At 60.5% G+C, this 20597-nt stretch carries 28 protein-coding genes; 8 read left to right on the plus strand and 20 right to left on the minus strand.

The window, feature by feature from the left end:
* Nucleotides 1-121: 121 nt before the first annotated feature.
* The 13 genes from FHE74_RS05000 to rpsJ all read right to left on the minus strand — a co-directional run bounded on the left by FHE74_RS05000 (nucleotide 122) and on the right by rpsJ (nucleotide 7201).
* Nucleotides 122-1297 (minus strand): MFS transporter, encoded by a 1176-nt coding sequence (locus tag FHE74_RS05000; RefSeq protein ID WP_139465405.1) that lies wholly within the window; start codon nucleotides 1295-1297, stop codon nucleotides 122-124.
* A complete protein-coding gene (locus FHE74_RS05005) occupies nucleotides 1287-1733 on the minus strand; it encodes a MarR family winged helix-turn-helix transcriptional regulator (RefSeq protein ID WP_139465406.1) in 447 nt (148 codons plus the stop codon). Before FHE74_RS05005 ends, FHE74_RS05000 begins: the two co-directional genes overlap by 11 nt.
* A 287-nt stretch (nucleotides 1734-2020) precedes the next feature.
* On the minus strand, nucleotides 2021-2302 hold the full coding sequence (gene rpsQ / locus FHE74_RS05010) for a 30S ribosomal protein S17 (protein ID WP_139465407.1): 282 nt from the start codon (nucleotides 2300-2302) through the stop codon (nucleotides 2021-2023).
* The gene (gene rpmC / locus FHE74_RS05015) at nucleotides 2302-2532 is read right to left on the minus strand and encodes a 50S ribosomal protein L29 (protein WP_139465408.1); all 231 of its coding nucleotides are present in this window, start codon (nucleotides 2530-2532) and stop codon (nucleotides 2302-2304) included. Before rpmC ends, rpsQ begins: the two co-directional genes overlap by 1 nt.
* Nucleotides 2532-2948: a 50S ribosomal protein L16 gene (gene rplP, locus FHE74_RS05020; RefSeq protein WP_139465409.1), complete on the minus strand. Its 417-nt coding sequence runs from the start codon at nucleotides 2946-2948 to the stop codon at nucleotides 2532-2534. Before rplP ends, rpmC begins: the two co-directional genes overlap by 1 nt.
* A gap of 5 nt (nucleotides 2949-2953) precedes the next feature.
* On the minus strand, nucleotides 2954-3706 hold the full coding sequence (gene rpsC / locus FHE74_RS05025; RefSeq protein WP_139465410.1) for a 30S ribosomal protein S3: 753 nt from the start codon (nucleotides 3704-3706) through the stop codon (nucleotides 2954-2956).
* Complete coding sequence (gene rplV, locus FHE74_RS05030; protein WP_139465411.1) at nucleotides 3706-4068, minus strand: 50S ribosomal protein L22; 363 nt, start codon at nucleotides 4066-4068, stop codon at nucleotides 3706-3708. The genes rpsC and rplV overlap by 1 nt, the downstream gene beginning before the upstream one ends.
* Nucleotides 4069-4071: 3 nt before the next feature.
* Nucleotides 4072-4350 (minus strand): 30S ribosomal protein S19, encoded by a 279-nt coding sequence (gene rpsS / locus FHE74_RS05035; protein WP_047258954.1) that lies wholly within the window; start codon nucleotides 4348-4350, stop codon nucleotides 4072-4074.
* A gap of 16 nt (nucleotides 4351-4366) precedes the next feature.
* Complete coding sequence (gene rplB, locus FHE74_RS05040) at nucleotides 4367-5203, minus strand: 50S ribosomal protein L2 (RefSeq protein ID WP_139465412.1); 837 nt, start codon at nucleotides 5201-5203, stop codon at nucleotides 4367-4369.
* Between the two features lie 34 nt (nucleotides 5204-5237).
* The gene (gene rplW, locus FHE74_RS05045; RefSeq protein ID WP_139465413.1) at nucleotides 5238-5543 is read right to left on the minus strand and encodes a 50S ribosomal protein L23; all 306 of its coding nucleotides are present in this window, start codon (nucleotides 5541-5543) and stop codon (nucleotides 5238-5240) included.
* Nucleotides 5543-6193, minus strand: a complete 651-nt coding sequence (rplD, locus tag FHE74_RS05050; protein ID WP_139465414.1) for a 50S ribosomal protein L4 — start codon at nucleotides 6191-6193, stop codon at nucleotides 5543-5545. Before rplD ends, rplW begins: the two co-directional genes overlap by 1 nt.
* Nucleotides 6190-6846: a 50S ribosomal protein L3 gene (gene rplC, locus FHE74_RS05055; RefSeq protein WP_139465415.1), complete on the minus strand. Its 657-nt coding sequence runs from the start codon at nucleotides 6844-6846 to the stop codon at nucleotides 6190-6192. Before rplC ends, rplD begins: the two co-directional genes overlap by 4 nt.
* Before the next feature lie 49 nt (nucleotides 6847-6895).
* Nucleotides 6896-7201 carry a 30S ribosomal protein S10 gene (gene rpsJ, locus FHE74_RS05060; protein WP_003848085.1) on the minus strand — a complete coding sequence of 102 codons (306 nt, stop codon included), beginning with the start codon at nucleotides 7199-7201 and terminating at the stop codon, nucleotides 6896-6898.
* Between the two features lie 698 nt (nucleotides 7202-7899).
* Between rpsJ and FHE74_RS05065 the strand changes: the two genes are divergently transcribed.
* Genes FHE74_RS05065 through FHE74_RS05090 form a run of 6 tightly spaced genes read left to right on the plus strand, consistent with a single transcriptional unit; the run spans nucleotide 7900 to nucleotide 11066 of the window.
* Complete coding sequence (locus FHE74_RS05065; protein ID WP_139465416.1) at nucleotides 7900-8409, plus strand: Asp23/Gls24 family envelope stress response protein; 510 nt, start codon at nucleotides 7900-7902, stop codon at nucleotides 8407-8409.
* 58 nt (nucleotides 8410-8467) lie between these two features.
* The gene (locus FHE74_RS05070; RefSeq protein ID WP_139465417.1) at nucleotides 8468-8788 is read left to right on the plus strand and encodes a hypothetical protein; all 321 of its coding nucleotides are present in this window, start codon (nucleotides 8468-8470) and stop codon (nucleotides 8786-8788) included.
* A gap of 14 nt (nucleotides 8789-8802) precedes the next feature.
* Nucleotides 8803-9000, plus strand: coding sequence for a hypothetical protein (locus FHE74_RS05075; RefSeq protein ID WP_139465418.1), 198 nt, complete (start codon nucleotides 8803-8805; stop codon nucleotides 8998-9000).
* Nucleotides 8997-9923 (plus strand): Asp23/Gls24 family envelope stress response protein, encoded by a 927-nt coding sequence (locus FHE74_RS05080; protein ID WP_139465419.1) that lies wholly within the window; start codon nucleotides 8997-8999, stop codon nucleotides 9921-9923. Before FHE74_RS05075 ends, FHE74_RS05080 begins: the two co-directional genes overlap by 4 nt.
* The gene (locus FHE74_RS05085) at nucleotides 9916-10515 is read left to right on the plus strand and encodes a DUF6286 domain-containing protein (protein ID WP_139465420.1); all 600 of its coding nucleotides are present in this window, start codon (nucleotides 9916-9918) and stop codon (nucleotides 10513-10515) included. The genes FHE74_RS05080 and FHE74_RS05085 overlap by 8 nt, the downstream gene beginning before the upstream one ends.
* The gene (locus tag FHE74_RS05090) at nucleotides 10512-11066 is read left to right on the plus strand and encodes a hypothetical protein (protein ID WP_139465421.1); all 555 of its coding nucleotides are present in this window, start codon (nucleotides 10512-10514) and stop codon (nucleotides 11064-11066) included. The genes FHE74_RS05085 and FHE74_RS05090 overlap by 4 nt, the downstream gene beginning before the upstream one ends.
* Here FHE74_RS05090 and FHE74_RS05095 read toward each other — a convergent pair.
* The 7 genes from FHE74_RS05095 to FHE74_RS05125 form a co-directional block, all read right to left on the minus strand.
* Nucleotides 11050-11676, minus strand: coding sequence for a hypothetical protein (locus FHE74_RS05095; RefSeq protein WP_139465422.1), 627 nt, complete (start codon nucleotides 11674-11676; stop codon nucleotides 11050-11052). The genes FHE74_RS05090 and FHE74_RS05095 overlap by 17 nt on opposite strands.
* A gap of 207 nt (nucleotides 11677-11883) precedes the next feature.
* Entirely contained in the window at nucleotides 11884-13074 is a 1191-nt protein-coding gene (gene tuf, locus FHE74_RS05100; RefSeq protein ID WP_139465423.1) for an elongation factor Tu, read from the minus strand.
* A gap of 351 nt (nucleotides 13075-13425) precedes the next feature.
* On the minus strand, nucleotides 13426-15552 hold the full coding sequence (gene fusA, locus FHE74_RS05105) for an elongation factor G (protein ID WP_139465424.1): 2127 nt from the start codon (nucleotides 15550-15552) through the stop codon (nucleotides 13426-13428).
* Between the two features lie 257 nt (nucleotides 15553-15809).
* The gene (rpsG, locus tag FHE74_RS05110) at nucleotides 15810-16277 is read right to left on the minus strand and encodes a 30S ribosomal protein S7 (protein ID WP_139465425.1); all 468 of its coding nucleotides are present in this window, start codon (nucleotides 16275-16277) and stop codon (nucleotides 15810-15812) included.
* A 3-nt stretch (nucleotides 16278-16280) separates the two neighbouring features.
* Entirely contained in the window at nucleotides 16281-16649 is a 369-nt protein-coding gene (gene rpsL, locus FHE74_RS05115) for a 30S ribosomal protein S12 (RefSeq protein ID WP_139465426.1), read from the minus strand.
* Nucleotides 16650-16854: 205 nt separating this feature from the next.
* Nucleotides 16855-17721, minus strand: a complete 867-nt coding sequence (locus FHE74_RS05120; protein ID WP_139465427.1) for a serine hydrolase — start codon at nucleotides 17719-17721, stop codon at nucleotides 16855-16857.
* The gene (locus FHE74_RS05125; RefSeq protein ID WP_139465428.1) at nucleotides 17718-18287 is read right to left on the minus strand and encodes a hypothetical protein; all 570 of its coding nucleotides are present in this window, start codon (nucleotides 18285-18287) and stop codon (nucleotides 17718-17720) included. Before FHE74_RS05125 ends, FHE74_RS05120 begins: the two co-directional genes overlap by 4 nt.
* A 226-nt stretch (nucleotides 18288-18513) precedes the next feature.
* Here FHE74_RS05125 and FHE74_RS05130 point away from each other — a divergent pair, with 226 nt between their 5' ends.
* Nucleotides 18514-18834 carry a DUF2853 family protein gene (locus FHE74_RS05130; RefSeq protein WP_139465429.1) on the plus strand — a complete coding sequence of 107 codons (321 nt, stop codon included), beginning with the start codon at nucleotides 18514-18516 and terminating at the stop codon, nucleotides 18832-18834.
* Nucleotides 18835-19002: 168 nt separating this feature from the next.
* On the plus strand, nucleotides 19003-20358 hold the full coding sequence (locus tag FHE74_RS05135; protein ID WP_139465430.1) for an MFS transporter: 1356 nt from the start codon (nucleotides 19003-19005) through the stop codon (nucleotides 20356-20358).
* Nucleotides 20359-20597: the final 239 nt, after the last annotated feature.

Consider the following 20597-nt stretch of genomic DNA (forward strand, 5'->3'; position numbering starts at 1 on the left):
CGGTGACTTACGTGGGGCACTCGATCTCGTTTGACCGCTAGCCCCAGTTAATTAACAGCGTAGGGGACGCGTTTCCTAAATATGCATTCGTAAAAGTGTTTTCTTTACCACTCAGGTAACCCTAAGTTGGGCGCCAAAACGCAGCTGTCAGAACAGCGGCAGACAGTAAAGCGGAGATTCCAGCGGCCCACAGGGGCGCAGTGTGGCTCACCAGTTCCAGCGGCCCGACCAGTGTCGGAGCTAATGCAGAGCCGATGAATCGCACTCCTGAATAGGCTGAGCTTGCAACGGGACGCGGCAGCTCCCTGACCCCCATCGAGGCGGTAGTCAAGAGGGTATTTACTACTCCCAAGATTGCGCCACTGACCACTACCGAAATAACCGTGCCAACGAGTGAACCCGCCGACACCGCCACGGCCATGTGAATCATCGCCACAAGGATCATCATGCCCACTAGCAACGGGCGCGTGCCAAAGAATCGCTCCAGTATTGGAGCCAGGAAAACCGACGACACGGCAAGGGCACAGCCCCAAGCAAAGAATACGAAGCCGAGGTGGATGGGAGTGAACGTCACTCCGTTAGCGTGAGCAGCGCGTTCGACGGGGAAAGGCGCATACACCAGCATCATGAGAAAGGCGAAGTTGTAGAACAGGGCGCCTAACCCCAACCAACGCATGCTCGGGTGAACGGCAGCCCTAAATGCCTCAAAGGGCCCATACCGGTGCTGTGCGTGGGAAACCGGATCGCGAAACAAGACTGCGATGGCGAGCAGCGCAAGGCTCATCAACGCGGTCGTCCCAAAGAACGGGCCTCGCCAGCTGACCTCTCCAAGCAAACCGCCCACCAAGGGTCCTACGGCGAAACCAAGCCCTACCGCGGCCTCGTAGAAGATGATGGCGGCCGGCCCACTAGAAGCAGACCCCACAATCGCAGCCAGCGCGGTGGAGACGAAGAGCGCGTTACCCAAACCCCAGCCAGCCCGAAAACCAATGATCTCGTTAACACTGCTCGAGAGGGCACACCCGAGGGCAAAGACGACGATGATCGCCACTCCCCCGACGAGAGTCTTTTTCACTCCCAGGCGCGAAGAAATCCACGCCGAAAAGAACATCACGAACGCGGTGACAAAGAGGTAGGAGGTAAACAGCAACTCCGTTTGGCCCGGCGATGCGTTGAGGGTGCGGGCGATCGTGGGAAGGATGGGATCGACCAGACCTAGACCCATGTAAGAGACCGCACACGCAAACGCCAGCACCCATACTGCTAGGGGCTGGCGAAAGATAGCTTTAGCATTCATGTTCTCGCATGCTATCGGATAGGGAATTCAAGGTCTTTACCGCCTTATTAAGCGCATCAATCTCATCCTGTTCGAGGGAACTCGACACGCTGCGAACGGCGTCGACAAGCGACTGACGATTCCGATTGAGCAAGGTCTTACCAGCGGGAGTCAGTGTCACCAGCATCGCACGTCGGTCGGTGGGATCGACCTCCGTGGCAATGAGGTCTTCGTCGCGAAGCCGAGCCAAAAGCCTGCTCACCGTGGGCTGAGAACTGCACTCTGCGCGCGCGATGTCCGTTGCCCTGCTGGGTCCGTAGTAGTCCAACGTGGTAAGAACACGCCAGGTCGCAGAGCCAGGGTGGTGCCCCGCTGCCGCCTGCGAAGAACGAACAAAACGAGAAGTTGCAGAAAGTAGCTCGATCCACCACTCGTCCGATAGCTCAACCTTGTCCATAACACTGATCGTACCGACACTTAAGCGAAATTGAATGTTTTACCAACACGTCAGTTTCACTTCACATGCAATTGATCTCAGACTCGCTCGCCCAACCGCCAGTAGATTCCCACATTGGCTGAGTGAGCCTGCACCGGGTCATACTCTTTGCAGCGACGGTTTTGGTCACAATTGAGAGGCGCCACTCGACGGAGAATGGATACTCCGAGCACGCAAAAAGGCCGTCATTCCCTTTTGCGGGGAATGGCGGCCTTTCGTTTAACCGTGGGAGTTAACTCCCTACAGCTTTACTTCGCGCGCTCGACGACCTCGACGAGACGGAAGTGCTTGTCCTTCGACAGCGGGCGGGTCTCCTCGATGCGCACGCGATCGCCAACACCGGCGGTCTCGTTCTCATCGTGAGCCTTCACGCGGCTGGAACGACGCATGATCTTGCCGTAGAGGGCGTGCTGCTTGCGGTCCTCAAGCTCGACAACGATGGTCTTCTGCATCTTGTCAGAGACGACGTAGCCGGTGCGAACCTTGCGGGCGCCCTGCTCCTTGGTTTCGGTCACGTTAGCCTCGCTCATTACTGATCAGCTCCCGGGACAGCGGACAGACCAAGCTCGCGCTCACGCAGGATGGTGAGGATGCGGGCGATGTCGCGCTTGACGGTGCCGATGCGGCGGTTGTTGGTCAGCTGGCCGGTCGCAAGCTGGAAACGGAGGTTGAACAGCTCCTCCTTGGCGTCGGCCAAGCGAGCGGTCAGATCCTCGGTGCCGAGCTCGCGGAACTCGGATGCGGGGGTACCGGTGCTCATTAGAACTGGTCCTCCTTCTTGATGATGCGGACCTTGCACGGAAGCTTCTGGCCTGCGCGGCGCAGAGCCTCGAGTGCGGTGGCCTCGTTCGGGTAGGACATCTCGAAGAGGACGCGGCCCGGCTTAACGTTGGCGACCCACTTCTCGACCGGGCCCTTACCGGAACCCATACGCACGCCGAGCGGCTTCTGGGTCAACGGACGGTCCGGGAAGATGTTGATCCAGACCTTGCCGCCACGCTTGACGTGGCGGTTGATCGCAATACGAGCGGCCTCGATCTGACGGTTGGTGACGTAAGCCGGCTCGAGAGCCTGGATGCCGTAGTCACCCTGGGTGATGCGGTTACCGCCCTTGGACACGCCACGACGGTTCGGGCGGTGCTGGCGACGGTACTTAACGCGCTTCGGGATAAGCATGTGCTTTAGCCCTCCTGCTTCTTCTCAGCGCGCTGGCGACGCTGGCCGCCACGGCGCGGACGACGGTCACGGTCGCCGCGGCCACGGCCACCGCGCTCGGACGGAGCGTTCAGCTCGGACTCACGGACGCCGCCCACGACGTCGCCCTTGTAGATCCAAACCTTGACGCCGATGCGACCGAAGGTGGTGTGAGCCTCTGCAACGCCGTAGTCGATCTCGGCTCGCAGGGTGTGCAGCGGAACGCGACCCTCGTGGTAGCGCTCGGTGCGGGACATCTCGGCGCCGCCCAGACGACCGGAGCAGACAACCTTGATGCCCTTGACCTGCGGCTGACGCATGGCGGACTGGATGGCCTTGCGCATTGCACGACGGAAGGCAACGCGGTTAACCAGCTGCTCGGCGATCGACTGTGCAACCAGGGTTGCGTTGGCGTCGATCTGCTTGACCTCAAGGATGTTGAGGGCAACCATCTTGCCGGTCAGCTTCTCCAGGCCACGACGGATGCGGTCGGCCTCGGCGCCGCGACGACCAATCACGATGCCCGGGCGGGCGGTGTGAATGTCAACGCGAACGCGGTCGCGGGTGCGCTCGATAACAACGTCGGCGATGCCGGCGCGCTCAAGACCCTTGGAGAGGAACTCGCGGATCTTGATGTCCTCGGCTACGTAGTCGGCGTAGTTCTTGTCGGCGTACCAGTGGGTCTTCCAGTCGGAAGTGATGCCCAGACGGAGGCCGTGAGGATGAATCTTCTGGCCCATTACTTGGCCCCTTCCTTCTGGCTCTCGACGACCACGGTGATGTGGCTCGTGCGCTTGCGGATCTGGAATGCACGGCCCTGAGCGCGCGGCTGGAAGCGACGCATGGTCGGTCCCTCGTTGGCGTAAGCCTCGGAGATGACCAGGGTGCGCGGATCCAGGCCGAAGTTGTTCTCAGCGTTAGCAGCAGCGGAGGCAACAACCTTTGCTACCGGCTTAGCTGCGCCCTGCGGGGCGTACTTCAGGATGGCGAGCGCCTCGGAGACGGTCTTGCCGCGTACCAGGTCGATGACGCGGCGGGCCTTCATCGGAGTCACGCGGACGAAACGGGCGGTCGCGCGTGCGGAGGTGATGGTGTCACTCATCGCTTATCGACGTCCCTTCTTGTCGTCCTTAACGTGACCCTTAAAGGTCTTGGTGGGTGCGAACTCGCCGAGCTTGTGGCCAACCATGGACTCGTCGACGAACACCGGCACGTGCTTGCGACCGTCGTGGACGGCGAAGGTGTGGCCGATGAAATCGGGGAGAATGGTGGAACGGCGAGACCAGGTCTTGATGACCTGCTTGGTGCCGGCCTCGTTCTGAGCATCAACCTTGTTGAGGAGGTGCTCATCGACGAACGGGCCCTTCTTCAGGCTGCGTGGCATAGCGTTTTACCTCCTCTTAGCGCTTCTTGTTCGGGCGACGACGGCGCACGATCATGTTGTTGGAGTAGCGGTTCGGGTTGCGGGTGCGGCCTTCCTTCTGGCCCCACGGCGACACCGGGTGGCGGCCACCCGACGTCTTGCCCTCGCCACCACCGTGCGGGTGGTCGACCGGGTTCATGACAACGCCTCGGACGGTCGGACGCCATCCCTTCCAGCGCATACGACCAGCCTTGCCCCAGCGGATGTTGATCTGGTCGGCGTTTCCGACCTCACCCACGGTGGCGCGGCAACGGATGTCAACGCGACGGATCTCGGAGGACGGCATACGCAGCACTGCGTAGTTGTGCTCCTTACCCAGCAGCTGCACGGAGGCACCTGCGGAGCGGGCCAGCTTAGCGCCAGCGCCCGGCTTCAGCTCCACGTTGTGGATGGTGGTACCGGTCGGGATGTTCTTCAGCGGGAGGTTGTTGCCCACCTTGATGTCGGCGTTAGCACCGGACTCGAGGAGCATTCCCTGCTTCAGGCCCTTCGGCGCCACGATGTAGCGCTTCTCACCATCGCGGTAGTGCAGCAGCGCAATGTTGGCGGTGCGGTTCGGGTCGTACTCGATGTGAGCGACCTTGGCCAGGATGCCGTCCTTGTCGTTGCGCTTGAAGTCGATCACACGGTAACGACGCTTGTGGCCGCCGCCGCGGTGACGAGTGGTGATGTGGCCCTTGGAGTTGCGGCCACCGGTCTTGGGCAGCGGGCGCAGCAGGCTCTTTTCCGGAGTGGAGCGAGTGATCTCCTCGAACTCGGAAACGGAGCTGGCGCGGCGACCCGGAGTTGTCGGCTTGTACTTACGAATAGCCATAATTGTTCCTTACCTTTCGACGTTTTCGGCGCCGTTAGACGGTCGCGCCGCCGAAGATGTCGATGGAGTCGCTGCCGTCACGGAGCGTCACGTAGGCGCGCTTGGTGTCCTTGCGCTTGCCGTAACCGGTGCGGGTGCGCTTGCGCTTGCCCTCGCGGTTAGCGGTGTTCACAGAGGCAACCTTGACGCCGAAGATCTGCTCGATGGCAATCTTGATCTGGGTCTTGTTGGAGTCCGGGGCGACGTAGAACGTGTACACGTTCTGCTCCATCAGCCCGTAGGACTTCTCAGAGACGACCGGCGCGAGGATGATGTCGCGCGGGTTAGCGGTCTGTGCCATTAGTTCTCCTCCTTGTCCGCACCCTGGGTGCGGTTAACGAAGGCGTGCAGAGCGGCAACCGAGAACACAACATCGTCTGCGTTGAGAACGTCGTAGGTGTTCAGCTGACCCGGCTCAAGGATGTGAACGTTCGGCAGGTTGTTAGCACTGCGGCGGCCGTTCAGGTCCTCGCGGTCGATGACCAGCAGGACAGACTTACGGTCGGTCAGACGCTCGATGAAGGTGCGAGCGGACTTGGTGGACGGGTTCTGACCCGGCACCAGTTCCTCGATGACGTGGATGCGCTCGTTGCGGGCACGGTTGGTCAGTGCGCCGAACAGAGCAGCCTTGATCATCTTCTTGGGGGTGCGCTGAGAGTAGTCACGCGGCTTCGGGCCGTGGACAATGCCACCACCGGTGAAGTGAGGCGCACGGATCGAACCCTGGCGGGCGCGGCCGGTGCCCTTCTGGCGGAACGGCTTGCGTCCACCGCCGGATACCTCGCCACGAGTCTTCGTGGAGTGGGTGCCCTGACGGCCAGCGGCGAGCTGTGCGTTGACAACCTGGTGCATCAGAGCAACGGAGGCCTCGCGGTCGAAAATCTCGGCCGGCAGTTCAACGGATCCGTTGGTCTTGCCCTCAGCGGTGTGTACGTCGAGCTTCAGAGTCATGCGTGTGCACCGCCCTTCACTGCGGTCTTGACGGTGACGACTCCACCCTTAGCGCCAGGGATAGCACCCTTGATGAGGATGATGTTGGAGTCGGCGTCGATCTTCTGGATCTTCAGGTTCTGGGTGGTAACGCGGTTACCGCCCATGCGGCCAGCCATGCGCTTGCCCTTGAAGATGCGGCCCGGGGTAGCGGCGGCACCGATGCCACCGACGCGGCGATGAGCAGCCTGGTTACCGTGAGCTGCACCCTGGCCGGCAAAGCCGTGGCGCTTCATGCCACCGGCGAAGCCGTGGCCCTTAGTCTCGCCGCTAACGTCGACGAAGGTCTCGCCCTCGAAGATTGCGGCAGTGATTTCCTGACCGAGCTCGTAGGACGAAACATCGTCCATACGGATCTCAGCCACGTGGCGGCGCGGGGTCACGCCGGCCTTCTTGAAGTGACCCGCCTGCGGCTTGTTTGCCTTGCGGGGGTCGATCTCGCCGTAGGCGATCTGGATGGCGTTGTAGCCGTCGGTTTCGGTGGTGCGAATCTGGGTGACCACGCACGGCCCAGCCTCGACGACGGTGACCGGGACAACCCGGTTGTTCTCGTCGAAGACCTGGGTCATGCCGAGCTTGGTGCCCAGAATGCCCTTGATCTCATTTTCACTCATGTGTTAGTTCTCCGCTGCCAAAGTCTTTCGGTCTATCGATCACTCGTGATTACTGAATGTTCACGTCGACGCTGGCCGGAAGGTCGATGCGCATCAGCGCGTCGACGGTCTTCGGCGTCGGGTCGAGGATGTCGATGAGGCGCTTGTGCGTGCGCATCTCGAAGTGCTCGCGAGAGTCCTTGTACTTATGGGGAGAACGAATAACGGCGTACACGTTCTTTTCAGTGGGCAACGGCACCGGGCCAACAACTCGAGCACCCGTGCGGGTGACCGTCTCGACGATCTTCTTCGCGGATGCGTCGATAGCCTCGTGGTCGTAAGCCTTGAGCCGAATGCGGATCTTCTGTCCCGCCACGCTTATCCTCTTCCTCGCTAGCCCACTTGCCCTAGCGCTATCAGCGCCGAGCAGCGGTGGGGTTCGCTTCTCGATTTCCCTATAACGTTGTCCGGATCCCACTTACGGGGCCTGGCACAACGCCAGTGTCGTTGTCTTTATTGCCATGACGCTTAACCAGGTTCCGGGGCGTTAAGCACAAATAAACGCACTCGCAGATGCACCCGGCGCAGCCTCATCGGCCAGAGGCCGCGGGGACTGCATCGTCATGACGTAAAGGGACCAAAAGTTCGCGATAAGCGTGGCCCTTACGTACTGCCGCTGTTTATTTGCCATGCCCCTTCTCCGGTCTCCACTCTCGGGATGCCGCGCCTACTTCGGCCGACCTTCCCCGATAATGGAGCCTTCTGCACAAGGGTGGTCATCCTCAGGATGAGGACGGGCCCTTGCACTCAAAGGTGTCATGTTCACCTCGCCATGTTCCGTCTTTACGTGTGTATCGACGGACTATGTCAAGGCAACCTGGGTATTTAAACATGAGCTCGACGAGTTTGGCAAATTATTTTTTCTCCCGCTCGCATCAACGACGCATCGAGTTCGACGGCACGTATTTGCCCAGGGGGTACGGGGGTCTTGTGACCGAAACTTAACCCGACACATGCAGAAATTGTTGTTAGGCTAAAAACGGTCCACCTAGAACTACCGAAAGGACGCCTACCATGGCTGATAACACCAACAAGGTTAAGGACACCGCAACCGCTGCCACCGCCGCTGACGCAAACGTCAACGGCACCAACGCAAACGTTACCGACACCGGTCGCACCGTGATCGAGAACACCGTCGTGTCCAAGATCGCCGGCATCGCCGCTCGCGAGGTTTCCGGCGTCCACGCCCTCGGCGGTGGCGCAGCTCGCATGATGGGTTCTATCCGCGACACCTTCGGCGGTTCCGAGAACGTCCAGCAGGGCATCTCCGTTGAGGTTGGCGAGACCCAGGCTGCCGTTGACCTTTCCGTGGTGGCCGAGTACGGCGTTGCTATTCACGAGCTCGCTGAGGCTATCCGTCGCAACATCGCTCGCTCCATCGAGCGCATGACTGGCCTGGAGGTCACCGAGGTCAACGTGAACGTCACCGACGTTCACCTGCCGCAGGATGACAAGAACGAGGACAACTCTCGCGACCTCGAGGCTGCACAGCAGGCCGAGATCGCTCAGCCGCGCGTTCAGTAATACGCAGCCCTTTCCGACCACTTCCCTATTCGATCATTTCTGAACCCGAGGTATCTGTATGAGTTCTTTCGAGCCCATTACTGCCGATCTGGCCCGCTCTATCGCCGACGCCGTTTCGGGGGTGAATGGGGTCGCCGAACTACACGGAGGGCCGCACGGGGAAGTGGCAACGCTGTTTCCCGGACAGCGTGTGAGGGGCGTTCGGGTTGTCGACGAACGCCTGCAAGTCCACGTCGTCGCCGACCTTTCAGCTGTACCGGAAGGCCACACTCTGCACGAGGTATCGGAAAGTGTCCGCCGAGCTGCAGGATCGCTGACGCATTTGCCGGTTGACATCTTCGTCGCCGACGCCATCGCTTCCTCACCACAAACCGCCTGATTTAAGGAATTTTTATGAACAACCTGACGCTTCTTGGCGTAGTCATCGGACTCCTCGTCGCCCTGGCCGTCATTATTGACGGATTTAGCGGATTCTTGTGGGCACTGTTCTTCGGCATCACCGGCGGTCTGTGTGCCGCTCACTTCGAAGGTCGCATTGACTTGAAGAACTTGGTGTCCAACGTAACGAGCTCCCGTGGAGGTCGCGGGTGACCGGAACGACTGTGATCGCCGATCGCATCGTTTCTCGAGTAGTTAATGACGCAGCGTCCGCCGTGCCGGGCGTGCAAACACTAACCAGCTCGTGGGCGGAGATCGGCACGAAAAGCTATCCGCGCTGCGACGTTCGTCAGGACTCAGTTGCCAACGAGGTGCACGTTGATTCGTTTATCGCCGTTTCCTGGCCTTCCCCGGTAACGGCTGTCGCGGAACGCGTTCAGGCCAACATTGTTTCGTGGGTGAAGTCCATGACTGGCATGGACGCCACCCGCGTGAATGTGGTGGTCGAGCAGACCATTGCGGGACACGCTCGCGTGAGCTCAGCTGAGCTGAGCGCTATGGACACCGAGCCTCAACTGACTCCCGTCGAGACTGCACCTTCGCGGGAAATCACCTCCCCAGTGACCTCGTCTACTTTGAACGTCGTTTCGCCTCAAACGAAGGCTAGCGAGCGCGTCGTCATGCCCGAGTATCCTTCTGAGGTCACGGTGAAGTCCCCGCAGGTCGCGGAGTCACCTGAGCCGTGGTCGCCGTCCGTTCCGGATGAGAAGCCGGTTTCCACGCCGGAGTTACCGCGCGAGCGTGCCGTGTGGTCGCCAGAGGTCCCACCGGCTCTCTCCCTCGCCCGAGTGAGCGTTCCTCGACCGCAGCAGCTCAAGCGCGTATACGCTCCCCGTGATATTGCTGCTCGGTTCGTGCGTGCGCCGCGACCGATTCAGCCTTATCGTCCAAGCGTGCCCGCCGAGGCGCCCCTGCTTAACGTGGCTATCCGCCCGTACCGGGGCCACATCGATCCGGCCTCCGTACAGGTTCCCCGAGCCCAGCGCCTTGTGCCGGTTACGGTTCCTCCGGAAAAGCCACTGGCCCACATTGTGATTCGCCGATTCGACCCCACGAGGGAGGAGAGTAATGACTAAGCAAAAGGGCTCTTCTTCTCGCGGCTTTGGGCTGAAGCCTGCTAGTTCGCCCCAGGTGCGCTGGTGGACGATTCTTCTTAGCCTTCTGCTGATCGCCGCCGGGTTGGTCGCTGCTCGCGAACTGCTCGTGATGTACCGGCCTCCGCAGGGGTGGACCTCCTGGTTAGAACCCATCCCCCAGGCACTGCAGTCGATGACCAAGGAACTGATCGCTATTAGCGGTGCGATCGCTTTGCTCATCGGCCTCATCTTGCTGGTTGCGGCATTAGCTCCGCGAAAGAAGCGCTACCGCGAGGTCTCACAGGCGACTCCGTCGGTGTGGATGCGTCCGGTGGACATCGCTCGCTTTACGACGGCCCGTGCAAAGCAAGTTCCCGGAGTTATCAACGCAACGTCTTTGGCTAAGAAGAACCGGGTCACTGTCGAAGCAACTGCCCTCAACCCGGATAGCGCAACCCAACAGCGTATCGAGGAACGTCTGAAGTCCGAGCTGGCCTCGGCATTCGGTTCTGACGTGAACGTGCGCGTAAAGCTGTCGCAGGCTCAGTCTCAGACCGCGTCAAGCGACAACAACAAGGAGGTTTCGGCATGAGCCGAGGACTAGCCGGCTTCGACCGCTTTCTTATTTTCCTGCTCTCCTTGCTGCTCATCCTGGGCGGTCTTTGGGCTGTGCTGTGGTATTTCGACGTATCCATCGCTCACCGATACGCGGAGTACCTCGACCTTGGGATTGTTTCCCGGGCATTCAGCGCCTCCTGGTGGCCAGCTGCCCTCGGCATTTTCACCGCTTTGTCGGTCATCCTTGGGCTGATCCTGCTGATCGCCAACTTGCGGCGTAACAGCTTTAACCGGCTGACCTCTCCGCACAGCAATTCCACCGGTGATCTCAGCTTGGCGACCACCCGGCTTGCGGACGCCGTCGGAGACGACCTGGAGAAGACTCCCCAGGTTGAAGACGTCAAGAACACCACCAAGGAAGATCGCGGACGGCAGACTTTAACGTGGAGGATCACAGCCGATCCCCGTGTGTCTATGCCTACCTTGATTTCCGCGGTGAATCAGGCAGATCAGGATGTTCGTGAGGCAGTGGGTGACCTGGACGTCGATACCCGCTACCTCGTACAGCTCAACCCTGTGAGCTAGCGTCTAGCACCACAATTTCCTTCACAAGCCCCAGCGCGATGGCATTCGTGCCGGGGTTTTCGTGTATCTGAAGCACACCTCCCACCTCGCATCGGGCAATTCGGGAGTAGCGGTGGCGTAAAACCTGCGTAGTCCTGCGACCGGCCCGGTAAACGGTCACGGCATGGTCAATCAAGCACAGGTCGACACCTCCCCGCTCGTCGTCTAGAAACACGGCACACAGCAGGTCCCCCATCTGCTTCCGTTCCACATCATTGAGCGTGAACTCAGGCGGGGTGAACACTCTTATCGACTGCGCAACGCCGATACGGCGATCAATCCCGTTAGAGTCACTCACCACAAGGGGCATGGCAACTTCACACCTCTTGATCTTCGCGCTAAACGACGAAGGAAGTATCTCCTGGTTGCGGTAGCGCACCGTTACCCGGCTTGCTCCTTGCGCCAGATAGACCCTGGCAGCTGGCGATTCGGTGTCCACGACAGCGCAGCGATGCGCCAAGTCGGCTGCAGAGATGCGTGGAGGGCAAGCCGCCGAGAATTCCCTCAGCAGCTTCAGGACTGACTCATCACTGGTTCCACGTAGTGCTGCCTCTTGTTCGACAAGAGCCATTAGTTCCAGGAGGCTGCGATCAGGTTGCCCCTCCCATGCTTGCTGTAAGGCGTCAAGCACACGGGGAATTCGGGTGGGATCCTTTTGCACTCTTGTGATTCTGTCAAGCGCTCTGGGTAAAAGAAAACCGCCCCTCGAGCAATAGCTCGGGAACGGCTTCTCTTAAGTGCTGTCAGCGTCTAGCGCTGAAGCGTTCCAAGTCTGGAACTAGTCCAGGATCTTGGTGACGCGGCCAGCACCAACGGTACGGGAGCCCTCGCGGATAGCGAAGCGCAGGCCCTCGTCCATAGCGACCGGCTGGATCAGCTCGACGGACATCTCAACGTTGTCGCCAGGCATGACCATCTCGGTGCCCTCCGGCAGGTTCACAACACCGGTAACGTCGGTGGTGCGGAAGTAGAACTGCGGACGGTAGTTGTCGAAGAACGGGGTGTGGCGGCCGCCCTCGTCCTTGGACAGGACGTAGACGGAGCCCTCGAACTTCTTGTGCGGGGTGTAAGCGCCCGGCTTGATCACGACCTGGCCGCGCTCAACATCCTCGCGCTTGGTGCCGCGGAGCAGCAGACCACAGTTGTCGCCAGCCTCGGTGTAGTCGAGGAGCTTACGGAACATCTCGATACCGGTAACGGTGGTGGACATAGCCTTGTCCTTGATACCGATGATCTCGACGTCCTCGTTAACGTTGAGCTGACCGCGCTCCACACGACCGGTAACCACGGTGCCGCGGCCGGTAATGGTGAAGATGTCCTCGATGGGCATCAGGAACGGCTGGTCGGTTGCACGCTGCGGGTCCGGGATGGACTCGTCGCAAGCGTTCATCAGCTCGACGATGGAGTCAACCCACTTCTGGTCGCCCTCGAGAGCCTTCAGAGCGGAGATGTGGACGATCGGAGCTTCCTCGTCGAAGTCCTGCTCGGCCAGCAGCTCGCGGATCTCCATCTCGACGAGCTCGATGATCTCCTCATCGTCAACCATGTCGCACTTGTTCAGTGCAACGAGGATGTAGGGAACGCCGACCTGGCGAGCCAGCAGAACGTGCTCACGGGTCTGCGGCATCGGGCCGTCGGTAGCGGCGACCACGAGGATAGCGCCGTCCATCTGGGCAGCACCGGTGATCATGTTCTTGATGTAGTCGGCGTGGCCCGGAGCGTCGACGTGTGCGTAGTGGCGCTTCGGGGTGGAGTACTCAACGTGGGAGATGTTGATCGTGATGCCACGCTCCTTCTCCTCCGGCGCCTTATCGATGGCGTCGAAAGCGAAGGCGGTGTTCTCCTCCGGGTACTGGTCAGCCAGAACCTTGGTGATGGCAGCCGTGGTGGTGGTCTTACCGTGGTCGACGTGACCAATGGTACCAATGTTGACGTGCGGCTTTGTACGCTCGAACTTCGCCTTTGCCACTGTATGTCCTCCTGGACTTCATGGTGGCTACGACTTTCGCAGCCACGTGGTTGACTTTTCCACTTGCTCATACCTTTTGGGCACCAGCAAGCGATCTTTTTCAAGATGTGCCAGTTACACGATCCTAGATTTGCACCGACCTATTTTCAAACCTTGGCGGGTGTTACCGCGTGGTTTTGATGTCGACGAGAATCGCGGACCTTCTCACAGGGTAACGGCCAGCTCAACGACACACGCTATTGGGGTGACGTTCAGCATGGCCCCTACCCTGCCACTGGCGTGAGCCAGAGCTCACGAGCACTCATTCGGCCCGTGAACTCAATGCCTTGGCCTGATGAACAGGCCCAGGACTTAAGCGTTGCCGTTGCGCTCCGCGATGATCTCGTCCGCGACGTTCTTGGGAACCTCAGCGTAAGAGTCGAAGATCATCGTGAAGTTAGCACGGCCGGCGGTGCGGGAACGCAGGTCACCGATGTAACCGAACATCTCGGACAGCGGGACCTTAGCCTTGACCACCTTGGCGCCTGCACGGTCGTCCATGGACGAGATCTGTCCACGGCGGGAGTTCAGGTCACCGATGACATCGCCCATGTACTCCTCGGGGGTGATGACCTCGACAGCCATCAGCGGCTCGAGCAGGACCGGCTTAGCCTTGGACAGGGCCTCCTTGAGGACCTGGGAGCCTGCCAGCTTGAAGGCCATCTCGGAGGAGTCGACGTCGTGGTAGGCGCCATCTTCCAGGGTGGCCTTGATGTTCACCAGCGGGTAGCCAGCGAGGTAGCCGTACTGCATCGCGTCCTGGATACCGGCATCCACGGACGGGATGTACTCCTTGGGAACGCGACCACCGGTAACGGCGTTGACGAACTTGTAGTTCGGATCCTCGCCCTCCTCCAGCTCCTCGGGAGCCGGTGCGTAAGGCTCGATGGAGACGATGACCTTAGCGAACTGACCGGAACCACCAGTCTGCTTCTTGTGGGTGTAATCCACGCTGGCAACTGCCTTGCGGATCGTCTCACGGTAAGCAACCTGCGGGTTACCGATGTTGGCCTCGACCTTGAACTCGCGCTTCATACGGTCAACCAGGACGTCGAGGTGGAGCTCGCCCATACCGCCGATAACGGTCTGGCCGGACTCCTCGTCCAGGCGGACGGTGAAGGTCGGGTCCTCTTCAGCGAGCTTCTGGATAGCGGTACCCAGCTTCTCCTGGTCGGACTTGGTCTTGGGCTCGATGGCCACCTGGATCACCGGATCCGGGAAGTCCATGGACTCCAGGATGATCTGCTCGTTCTGGTTGCAGAGGGTGTCACCGGTGGTGGTGTCCTTCAAACCAATGAAGGCGTAGATGTTGCCAGCCACGGCCTCATCGACCGGGTTCTCCTTGTTGGCGTGCATCTGGAAGAGCTTGCCGACGCGCTCGCGCTTCTCCTTGGTGGAGTTGGAGACCTGCTCGCCCGGCTCAACGCGACCGGAGTACACACGAACGAAGGTCAGCTTGCCGAAGAACGGGTGAACGGCAATCTTGAAGGCCAGTGCGGAGAACGGCTCGTCGATGGACGGCTTACGGGTGAGCTCCTTGGTCTCGTCGCCCACAGCGTGGCCGTGAACCTCGCCCACGTCGAGCGGGTTCGGCAGGAAGTCGACAACAGCGTCGAGAAGCGGCTGAACACCCTTGTTGCGGTAGGCGGTACCGCAGTAGACCGGGTAGATCTCGGAGTTCACGACCATCTTGCGGATGGCGGTCTTGAGCTCATCGATGCTCAGCTCCTCGCCACCGAAGTACTTCTCCATGAGCTCTTCGTCGGACTCAGCAACGGTCTCAACGAGGGCCTCACGGTACTCAGCAGCCTTGTCAGCCAGGTCAGCCGGGATCTCACGGATCTCCGGCTCGGCGCCGACCTCAACCTTGCCCGGCCACACAATGGCCTTCATCTCGAGCAGGTCGACAACGCCGTCGAAGTCATCCTCGACGCCGATCGGCAGCTGCATAACGAGCGGCTTGGCGTTCAGACGATCCTTGATGGTCTGAACGGTGAAGTAGAAGTCCGCACCGAGCTTGTCCATCTTGTTCACGAAGCAGATTCGCGGAACGTCGTACTTGGTGGCCTGACGCCACACCTGCTCGGACTGCGGCTCCACGCCTTCCTTGGCGTCGAACACGGCAACAGCGCCATCGAGCACGCGCAGGGAGCGCTCCACCTCAACGGTGAAGTCGACGTGACCCGGGGTGTCGATGATGTTGATCTGGTTGCCCTCCCAGAAACAGGTGACCGCGGCGGAGGTAATGGTGATGCCGCGCTCCTTCTCCTGCTCCATCCAGTCAGTGGTCGAGCCACCATCGTGGGTCTCGCCGACCTTGCGGTTGATACCCGTGTAGTACAGGATGCGCTCGGTGGTCGTGGTCTTACCGGCGTCAATGTGGGCCATGATGCCGATGTTGCGAACCTTGTTCAGGTCCTTAAGCACTTCTTGTGCCACAGTGTTACCCCAACTTGTTTGTTGTCGACTCCGTCGCCTGTGCCAGAGCACGTGGACGGAAGGTCTGCGGATGTTTTCTGTTCAATTCTGCCACTATTTACCCATTACGTCAGTACGGAGAGTGCTGCCGCTGGACAAACAGGCAGTAAGCGCACGCAAGCCCGATCGGCGCACCCGCGCGTCGCGGCCGTCGAGGCTTCTCAACGGTCGCGGCGGCACGCGACGATCGGGCTATAGCGGGCAAGCACGCGTCAGGATTACCAGCGGTAGTGGGCGAAGGCGCGGTTGGCCTCTGCCATCTTGTGGGTGTCCTCGCGGCGCTTCACGGAAGCACCCAGGCCGTTGGAGGCATCCAGGATCTCGTTAGCCAGACGCTCCATCATGGAGTTCTCGCGACGCTGACGGGTGAAGGTCACCAGCCAACGCAGAGCGAGGGTGTTGGAGCGGGACGGACGAACCTCAACCGGAACCTGGTAGGTAGCGCCACCCACGCGGCGGGAACGAACCTCGAGGTCAGGGCGGATGTTGCCCAGAGCCTTCTCCAGGGTGCCAACCGGATCGGTGCCGGTCTTCTCGCGGCACTTCTCCAGCGCGCCGTAGACGATGCGCTCGGCGGTGGACTTCTTGCCGTCCAGGAGGACCTTGTTCACGAGCTGGGTAACCAGCTCGGACTTGTACACCGGATCCTTAACGACGGGACGCTTCGGAGCTGCATTCTTACGCATTGACTATCCCTTCTTCGCGCCGTAACGGGAACGGGCCTGCTTACGGTCCTTGACACCCTGGGTATCCAGAGCGCCACGGATGATCTTGTAACGGACACCCGGAAGGTCCTTCACACGACCACCGCGCACGAGCACCATGGAGTGCTCCTGCAGGTTGTGGCCCTCACCCGGGATGTAGGCCGAAACCTCGATACCGGAGGTCAGACGCACACGGGCGACCTTACGCAGAGCCGAGTTCGGCTTCTTCGGGGTGGTGGTGTACACACGGGTGCACACGCCGCGACGCTGCGGCGAACCCTTCAGAGCTGCGGTAGAAACCGCAGCCTTCTTGTCATGGCGGCCCTTGCGGACCAGCTGCTGAATAGTTGGCATTCCTGCTCTTTCTGTTGCGTTTGTCTGGTGGGAACTACCGGAATCATGCCTGAACACGACAAAAACGGGGCTCTTTTCGGGGCCCTTCCGGTTTTCACCACAGCACTCAACGACTGCAAGTGCGGGTCTCCCACCTAGAGAGAGTGGGACTAGTTAATCAAGGTAGCGCATGGAACCGGCGTATTCCAAACCGCCCTAGATCTTTCTAGCTTCTTATGTGCGGTCTCAGCCTTCCGGCGAGAGTGGTGAGGGCAAGTTGTCCGCTCTCGTATGATCCATCGGCCGGAATCGCCGCAATCGAGATGAACGTATCCCCCACGTAGCCGAACTGGCGAACGAGGTACGGGCCGCTCTCCTCCGGCCCCCAGCCGCCTTTGAACCGGGCACCTTCCAACTGACCGATCCCATATGCATGCTGGGGTGAAATCTCCCCCATTGCCGCCAGTACTGTTGCCTCAGCCTGGCCCGTGGACGTCGATAAGCAACGGGCGAAGCTCGCCTGGTCTGCCAAGGACCAGTCGGTTTGGCCAAACGCACTAAAGCCCGGGCGGGTTACCTGGGGATTCACCTCGGTGTGGTCGTCGCCGCACTCACGCAGGACCTGTTCCACCGCGGCCGCCGCCTGCTCTCCTCCCCCGAGGCTCTCCCACAGCTGTTGCGCCGCGTCGTTGTCCGAAACGGTGATCGCGGAATGGGCGACCCCGCTTAGCGACGGATCTGCGCGCAGCGCCGCAATAGCCAGAGGTACTTTGATAGTGGACCATGCCGGCCGGGGCGTTAAGGACCCGCCAGTATGAGCTCCTGCGCGATCCTGCATCACAACACCGACGCGGACGTCGAGTTCTTGCTCGACCTCGCTGGCGAGGGCTGCCAGGTCTAGGGCCGGGTCAGTCGGTGTCGCCTGTTCGGGCTCGGCGGGCCCGGCAGTCCCGGGCTCGGCGGAGTTGGTGGGCGAAGCCGTCACCGTAACGATCACAGGAACCGGGGTATCCACCTGCCCATTGCTGCAGTTGGACAACGCGAGGGCAAGGGACGTCGATAAGCCACAGGCTAGGAACCGGCGAAAACTCATTGAATGTAGACGTTCGCGTTGTTACCGCCGGAGCAGTGCACGTAGGTGCCGTGATTGCTGCAGTACATGGAGTAGGTCTTATCCGTGACGGGACTCCATACCCGCACGCTTCCGTTACCGCTGTAGCCCGAGCCGTACTCGGACCGCCACGCGGAGGCCACGCGCGACGCGAACTCCGCGGACGTCGGCCCAGAGAGATACACCCCGCCGCCGATGGACTGAGCATAAGACGGCACCTGAGGACCCGGAGCGGGCGCAGGCGCCGGCGCTGGGGCTGGGGCCTGATTTGGCACCTCAGCACTACTCGATGGAGCCACAGTAACCGTCGACGTCGGAGTTGTGGCGTGCTCATCCCCACCGGACTTGTTCAATAGAAGCGCTGTAATGATGCCCGCAGCACCTAGCAGAATCGCTAGGATCAGCGCGATCCAGATGGCGACACCGGGCCCCGACTTACGATGTTGAACTGCGCCATAAGGCACGCTTCCCCCCTGGTACTGGCCTTGCGTAGGGAAGGACGTAGTCTGCGGCTGCGACTCAGAGGCCCAGGGGTTGTTGTATGTCATTTCTCTTCCCTTTCGGGGTTCGTCGACCGGTCGCAAAGAATCGATCCCGGTTTCAGCTTCCAGACAGGTTCTCTAAATAGTCTATCCAGTTGCCCACTACTGGGGATACAGCTTTTGTGCAAATCTCCACCCCTAGTGGAAGATTTGTTGGTTTTAGACAGTTTCGTGACGCTCCCCAGACGTAGCATGAGCACATCAGCTGTCTTCTGCCGGAAAGAAATCTCTTATGAGCGACCAGATCGCACTGGTCAAGAAGTACGCACCGAATGCCGACGAGGATGTCATTCAGGCCATGGCCAGCACCTACCGCCTTGCTCTGAGTAACCGCGATGCGGCTACCGTCTCTGCCAGCGACCCGGCCGAGCTGGAGACCGTGCGAAAGAACTTCTTGGAAAAGAAGCTCGGCCTGACCGAGTCCCCGGAGGTCCTGGACAAGGCCATCAATGACGTCTTGGCAACTATGAAGGACGGCTCCGCCAATCCTCGACTGGCTGTGTACTACCTTCTTGCTGAGAAGTTCGGCAAGCTCGACGTGTTCACCAAGTAACGCGTCGCTGGGCCCGAGCCTCCTGCCGATTTAGCTGGTGGGAGGCTTTTTCATACCCTTAGGGGATCAATGGGGGCCGGAATTGGAATAGATAATCCCTCAACGTCGTATGTGACGGACAATACACTCAAGCCCTAAACGATAAGTAACTCACTTACCGGAGGGCTCATGTCTCATCCTGCAACTTCTCTCTCGGCAACAGGCAGTCAGCTCGGTGGCGCCCGGGCCCTAGGCAAGGCCGAACAGCGCAAGTCATTCGTCGCCGCCGTCTCCGGCAACTACCTAGAGTGGTTCGACTGGACCACCTACGCGGTGTTCACCCCCTACATCGCGGCCTCGTTCTTTGAGAACTCTAACCCCACCTCCGCTACTCTGGCGACGCTGGGAGTCTTCGCCGGCGGTTTTGTGGCTCGCCCAGTTGGCGGACTGGTGTTTGGCCGGATCGGCGACAAGCTGGGACGCAAGTTTGCGCTGGTCACGGCCATGGTGTGCATGGGCATCGGATCCTTGGCCATCGCGCTCATGCCCACTTTTGACCAGGTAGGAGTGTGGGCGTCGGTGGGCCTGTTGCTGGCCAGGCTCTTGCAGGGCCTCGCCCACGGCGGCGAGTCCGGCAACGCGTACTCCTACATCGCGGAGATTTCTCCGGCGAAGGATCGTGGCCTGTGGGGAAGCAGCATCTTCATCAGCGCCACGCTGGGAGTTATGACGGCGACCGGGCTGGGCGCACTGTTTTCCAGGTTGCTTGCCCCCGAGGCCATGGACAGCTGGGGGTGGCGCATCGCCTTCGTGATTGGCTTCTTACTGGCTGGGTTCGCCCTGGTTATTCGTAAGGAAGCACAAGAGTCTGAGTACTTTAATGAGGCTAAGAGCGACGGCAGCGTCGATAAGCTCCCCGCAACCCAGAAGCAGCTGGTCATCGTGGCCGTCCGCATTTTCATGCTGAGCACGCTCACGATGGTGCTGTACTACACGTGGATGAGCTTCTTTGCCACCTACGCGATCTCCTCACGCGGCATGGATGAGCAGGGCGCATATACCGCTAGCTTGCTCGCGCAGGTGGTCGGCCTTATTGCGCTGCCACTGTGGGGACGGTTGTCAGACAAGGTGGGGCGCGTGCGGCAACTTCGTTGGTGGGCGCTGGCCGTGATGATCGTAGTGTTCCCCGTTAGCCTCTTTCTCACCGAAGCTCCGTGGACTCTGTTTGTATGCCAATCTATCGCGCTGGTCGTGTGGGCGATGCAGGCGTCGATCCACCCGGTGGTCCTGGCGGAGCAAGCGCCCACCGCTGCGCGATCAACCAGCGTGGGCGTGTGGAGTTCCGTTGGCGCTGCGTTGATCGGCGGCACCGCGCCCTATTTGCACGCGTGGTTCACTGCCCAGGGGATGGAGTGGGCGTTTTCGGTGTACATCATCGTGCTCGGCGTGGTCACGCTCATCGCACTGCGCTTCATCCCCGACGTCACAGGACTGGAGATGGATCAGATCCCGCTGCCTGGTGAGCCGGTGCCGGCTGTGAAGTGACGCGAGGTTGCTCACTAGTCCATCCGTAACACGACTTTTGGGTGAGGGGCCTCGGAATCCCTCGGGTCGACACCTGGAGGGTAGTGGCGAGGTAAACGCCCAGGTCACTGCTCATGGGACCGCTCCAGATGTCGACCCGAAGGAATATGCTCCCGAATAGGTCCCGGACACCACCCCGATAGGCCAAAGCGCCCGGCCCCTCCACACTGGAGAAGCCGGGCGCTTTCTAGTTAGCAGAC

It is taken from the genome of Corynebacterium tapiri (assembly GCF_006334925.1).
Lineage (GTDB): Bacteria > Actinomycetota > Actinomycetes > Mycobacteriales > Mycobacteriaceae > Corynebacterium > Corynebacterium tapiri.

Bases quoted from the DNA above. Each gene is read 5' to 3' on its own strand.
- rpsQ (WP_139465407.1), bottom strand. From the start codon at position 2,302: ATGAGCGAGGCTAACGTGACCGAAACCAAGGAGCAGGGCGCCCGCAAG.
- FHE74_RS05005 (WP_139465406.1), bottom strand. From the start codon at position 1,733: ATGGACAAGGTTGAGCTATCGGACGAGTGGTGGATCGAGCTACTTTCT.
- rpsS (WP_047258954.1), bottom strand. From the start codon at position 4,350: ATGCCACGCAGCCTGAAGAAGGGCCCGTTCGTCGATGAGCACCTCCTC.
- rplP (WP_139465409.1), bottom strand. From the start codon at position 2,948: ATGCTTATCCCGAAGCGCGTTAAGTACCGTCGCCAGCACCGCCCGAAC.
- rplW (WP_139465413.1), bottom strand. From the start codon at position 5,543: ATGGCACAGACCGCTAACCCGCGCGACATCATCCTCGCGCCGGTCGTC.
- FHE74_RS05000 (WP_139465405.1), bottom strand. From the start codon at position 1,297: ATGAATGCTAAAGCTATCTTTCGCCAGCCCCTAGCAGTATGGGTGCTG.
- FHE74_RS05135 (WP_139465430.1), top strand. From the start codon at position 19,003: ATGTCTCATCCTGCAACTTCTCTCTCGGCAACAGGCAGTCAGCTCGGT.
- FHE74_RS05130 (WP_139465429.1), top strand. From the start codon at position 18,514: ATGAGCGACCAGATCGCACTGGTCAAGAAGTACGCACCGAATGCCGAC.
- FHE74_RS05065 (WP_139465416.1), top strand. From the start codon at position 7,900: ATGGCTGATAACACCAACAAGGTTAAGGACACCGCAACCGCTGCCACC.
- FHE74_RS05120 (WP_139465427.1), bottom strand. From the start codon at position 17,721: ATGAGTTTTCGCCGGTTCCTAGCCTGTGGCTTATCGACGTCCCTTGCC.
- rpmC (WP_139465408.1), bottom strand. From the start codon at position 2,532: ATGAGCACCGGTACCCCCGCATCCGAGTTCCGCGAGCTCGGCACCGAG.
- rpsG (WP_139465425.1), bottom strand. From the start codon at position 16,277: ATGCGTAAGAATGCAGCTCCGAAGCGTCCCGTCGTTAAGGATCCGGTG.
- rplC (WP_139465415.1), bottom strand. From the start codon at position 6,846: ATGAGTGAAAATGAGATCAAGGGCATTCTGGGCACCAAGCTCGGCATG.
- FHE74_RS05095 (WP_139465422.1), bottom strand. From the start codon at position 11,676: ATGGCTCTTGTCGAACAAGAGGCAGCACTACGTGGAACCAGTGATGAG.
- rpsC (WP_139465410.1), bottom strand. From the start codon at position 3,706: ATGGGCCAGAAGATTCATCCTCACGGCCTCCGTCTGGGCATCACTTCC.
- FHE74_RS05075 (WP_139465418.1), top strand. From the start codon at position 8,803: ATGAACAACCTGACGCTTCTTGGCGTAGTCATCGGACTCCTCGTCGCC.
- rpsL (WP_139465426.1), bottom strand. From the start codon at position 16,649: ATGCCAACTATTCAGCAGCTGGTCCGCAAGGGCCGCCATGACAAGAAG.
- FHE74_RS05125 (WP_139465428.1), bottom strand. From the start codon at position 18,287: ATGACATACAACAACCCCTGGGCCTCTGAGTCGCAGCCGCAGACTACG.
- rplV (WP_139465411.1), bottom strand. From the start codon at position 4,068: ATGAGTGACACCATCACCTCCGCACGCGCGACCGCCCGTTTCGTCCGC.
- FHE74_RS05090 (WP_139465421.1), top strand. From the start codon at position 10,512: ATGAGCCGAGGACTAGCCGGCTTCGACCGCTTTCTTATTTTCCTGCTC.
- rplD (WP_139465414.1), bottom strand. From the start codon at position 6,193: ATGACTCTGAAGCTCGACGTACACACCGCTGAGGGCAAGACCAACGGA.
- FHE74_RS05085 (WP_139465420.1), top strand. From the start codon at position 9,916: ATGACTAAGCAAAAGGGCTCTTCTTCTCGCGGCTTTGGGCTGAAGCCT.
- rplB (WP_139465412.1), bottom strand. From the start codon at position 5,203: ATGGCTATTCGTAAGTACAAGCCGACAACTCCGGGTCGCCGCGCCAGC.
- FHE74_RS05070 (WP_139465417.1), top strand. From the start codon at position 8,468: ATGAGTTCTTTCGAGCCCATTACTGCCGATCTGGCCCGCTCTATCGCC.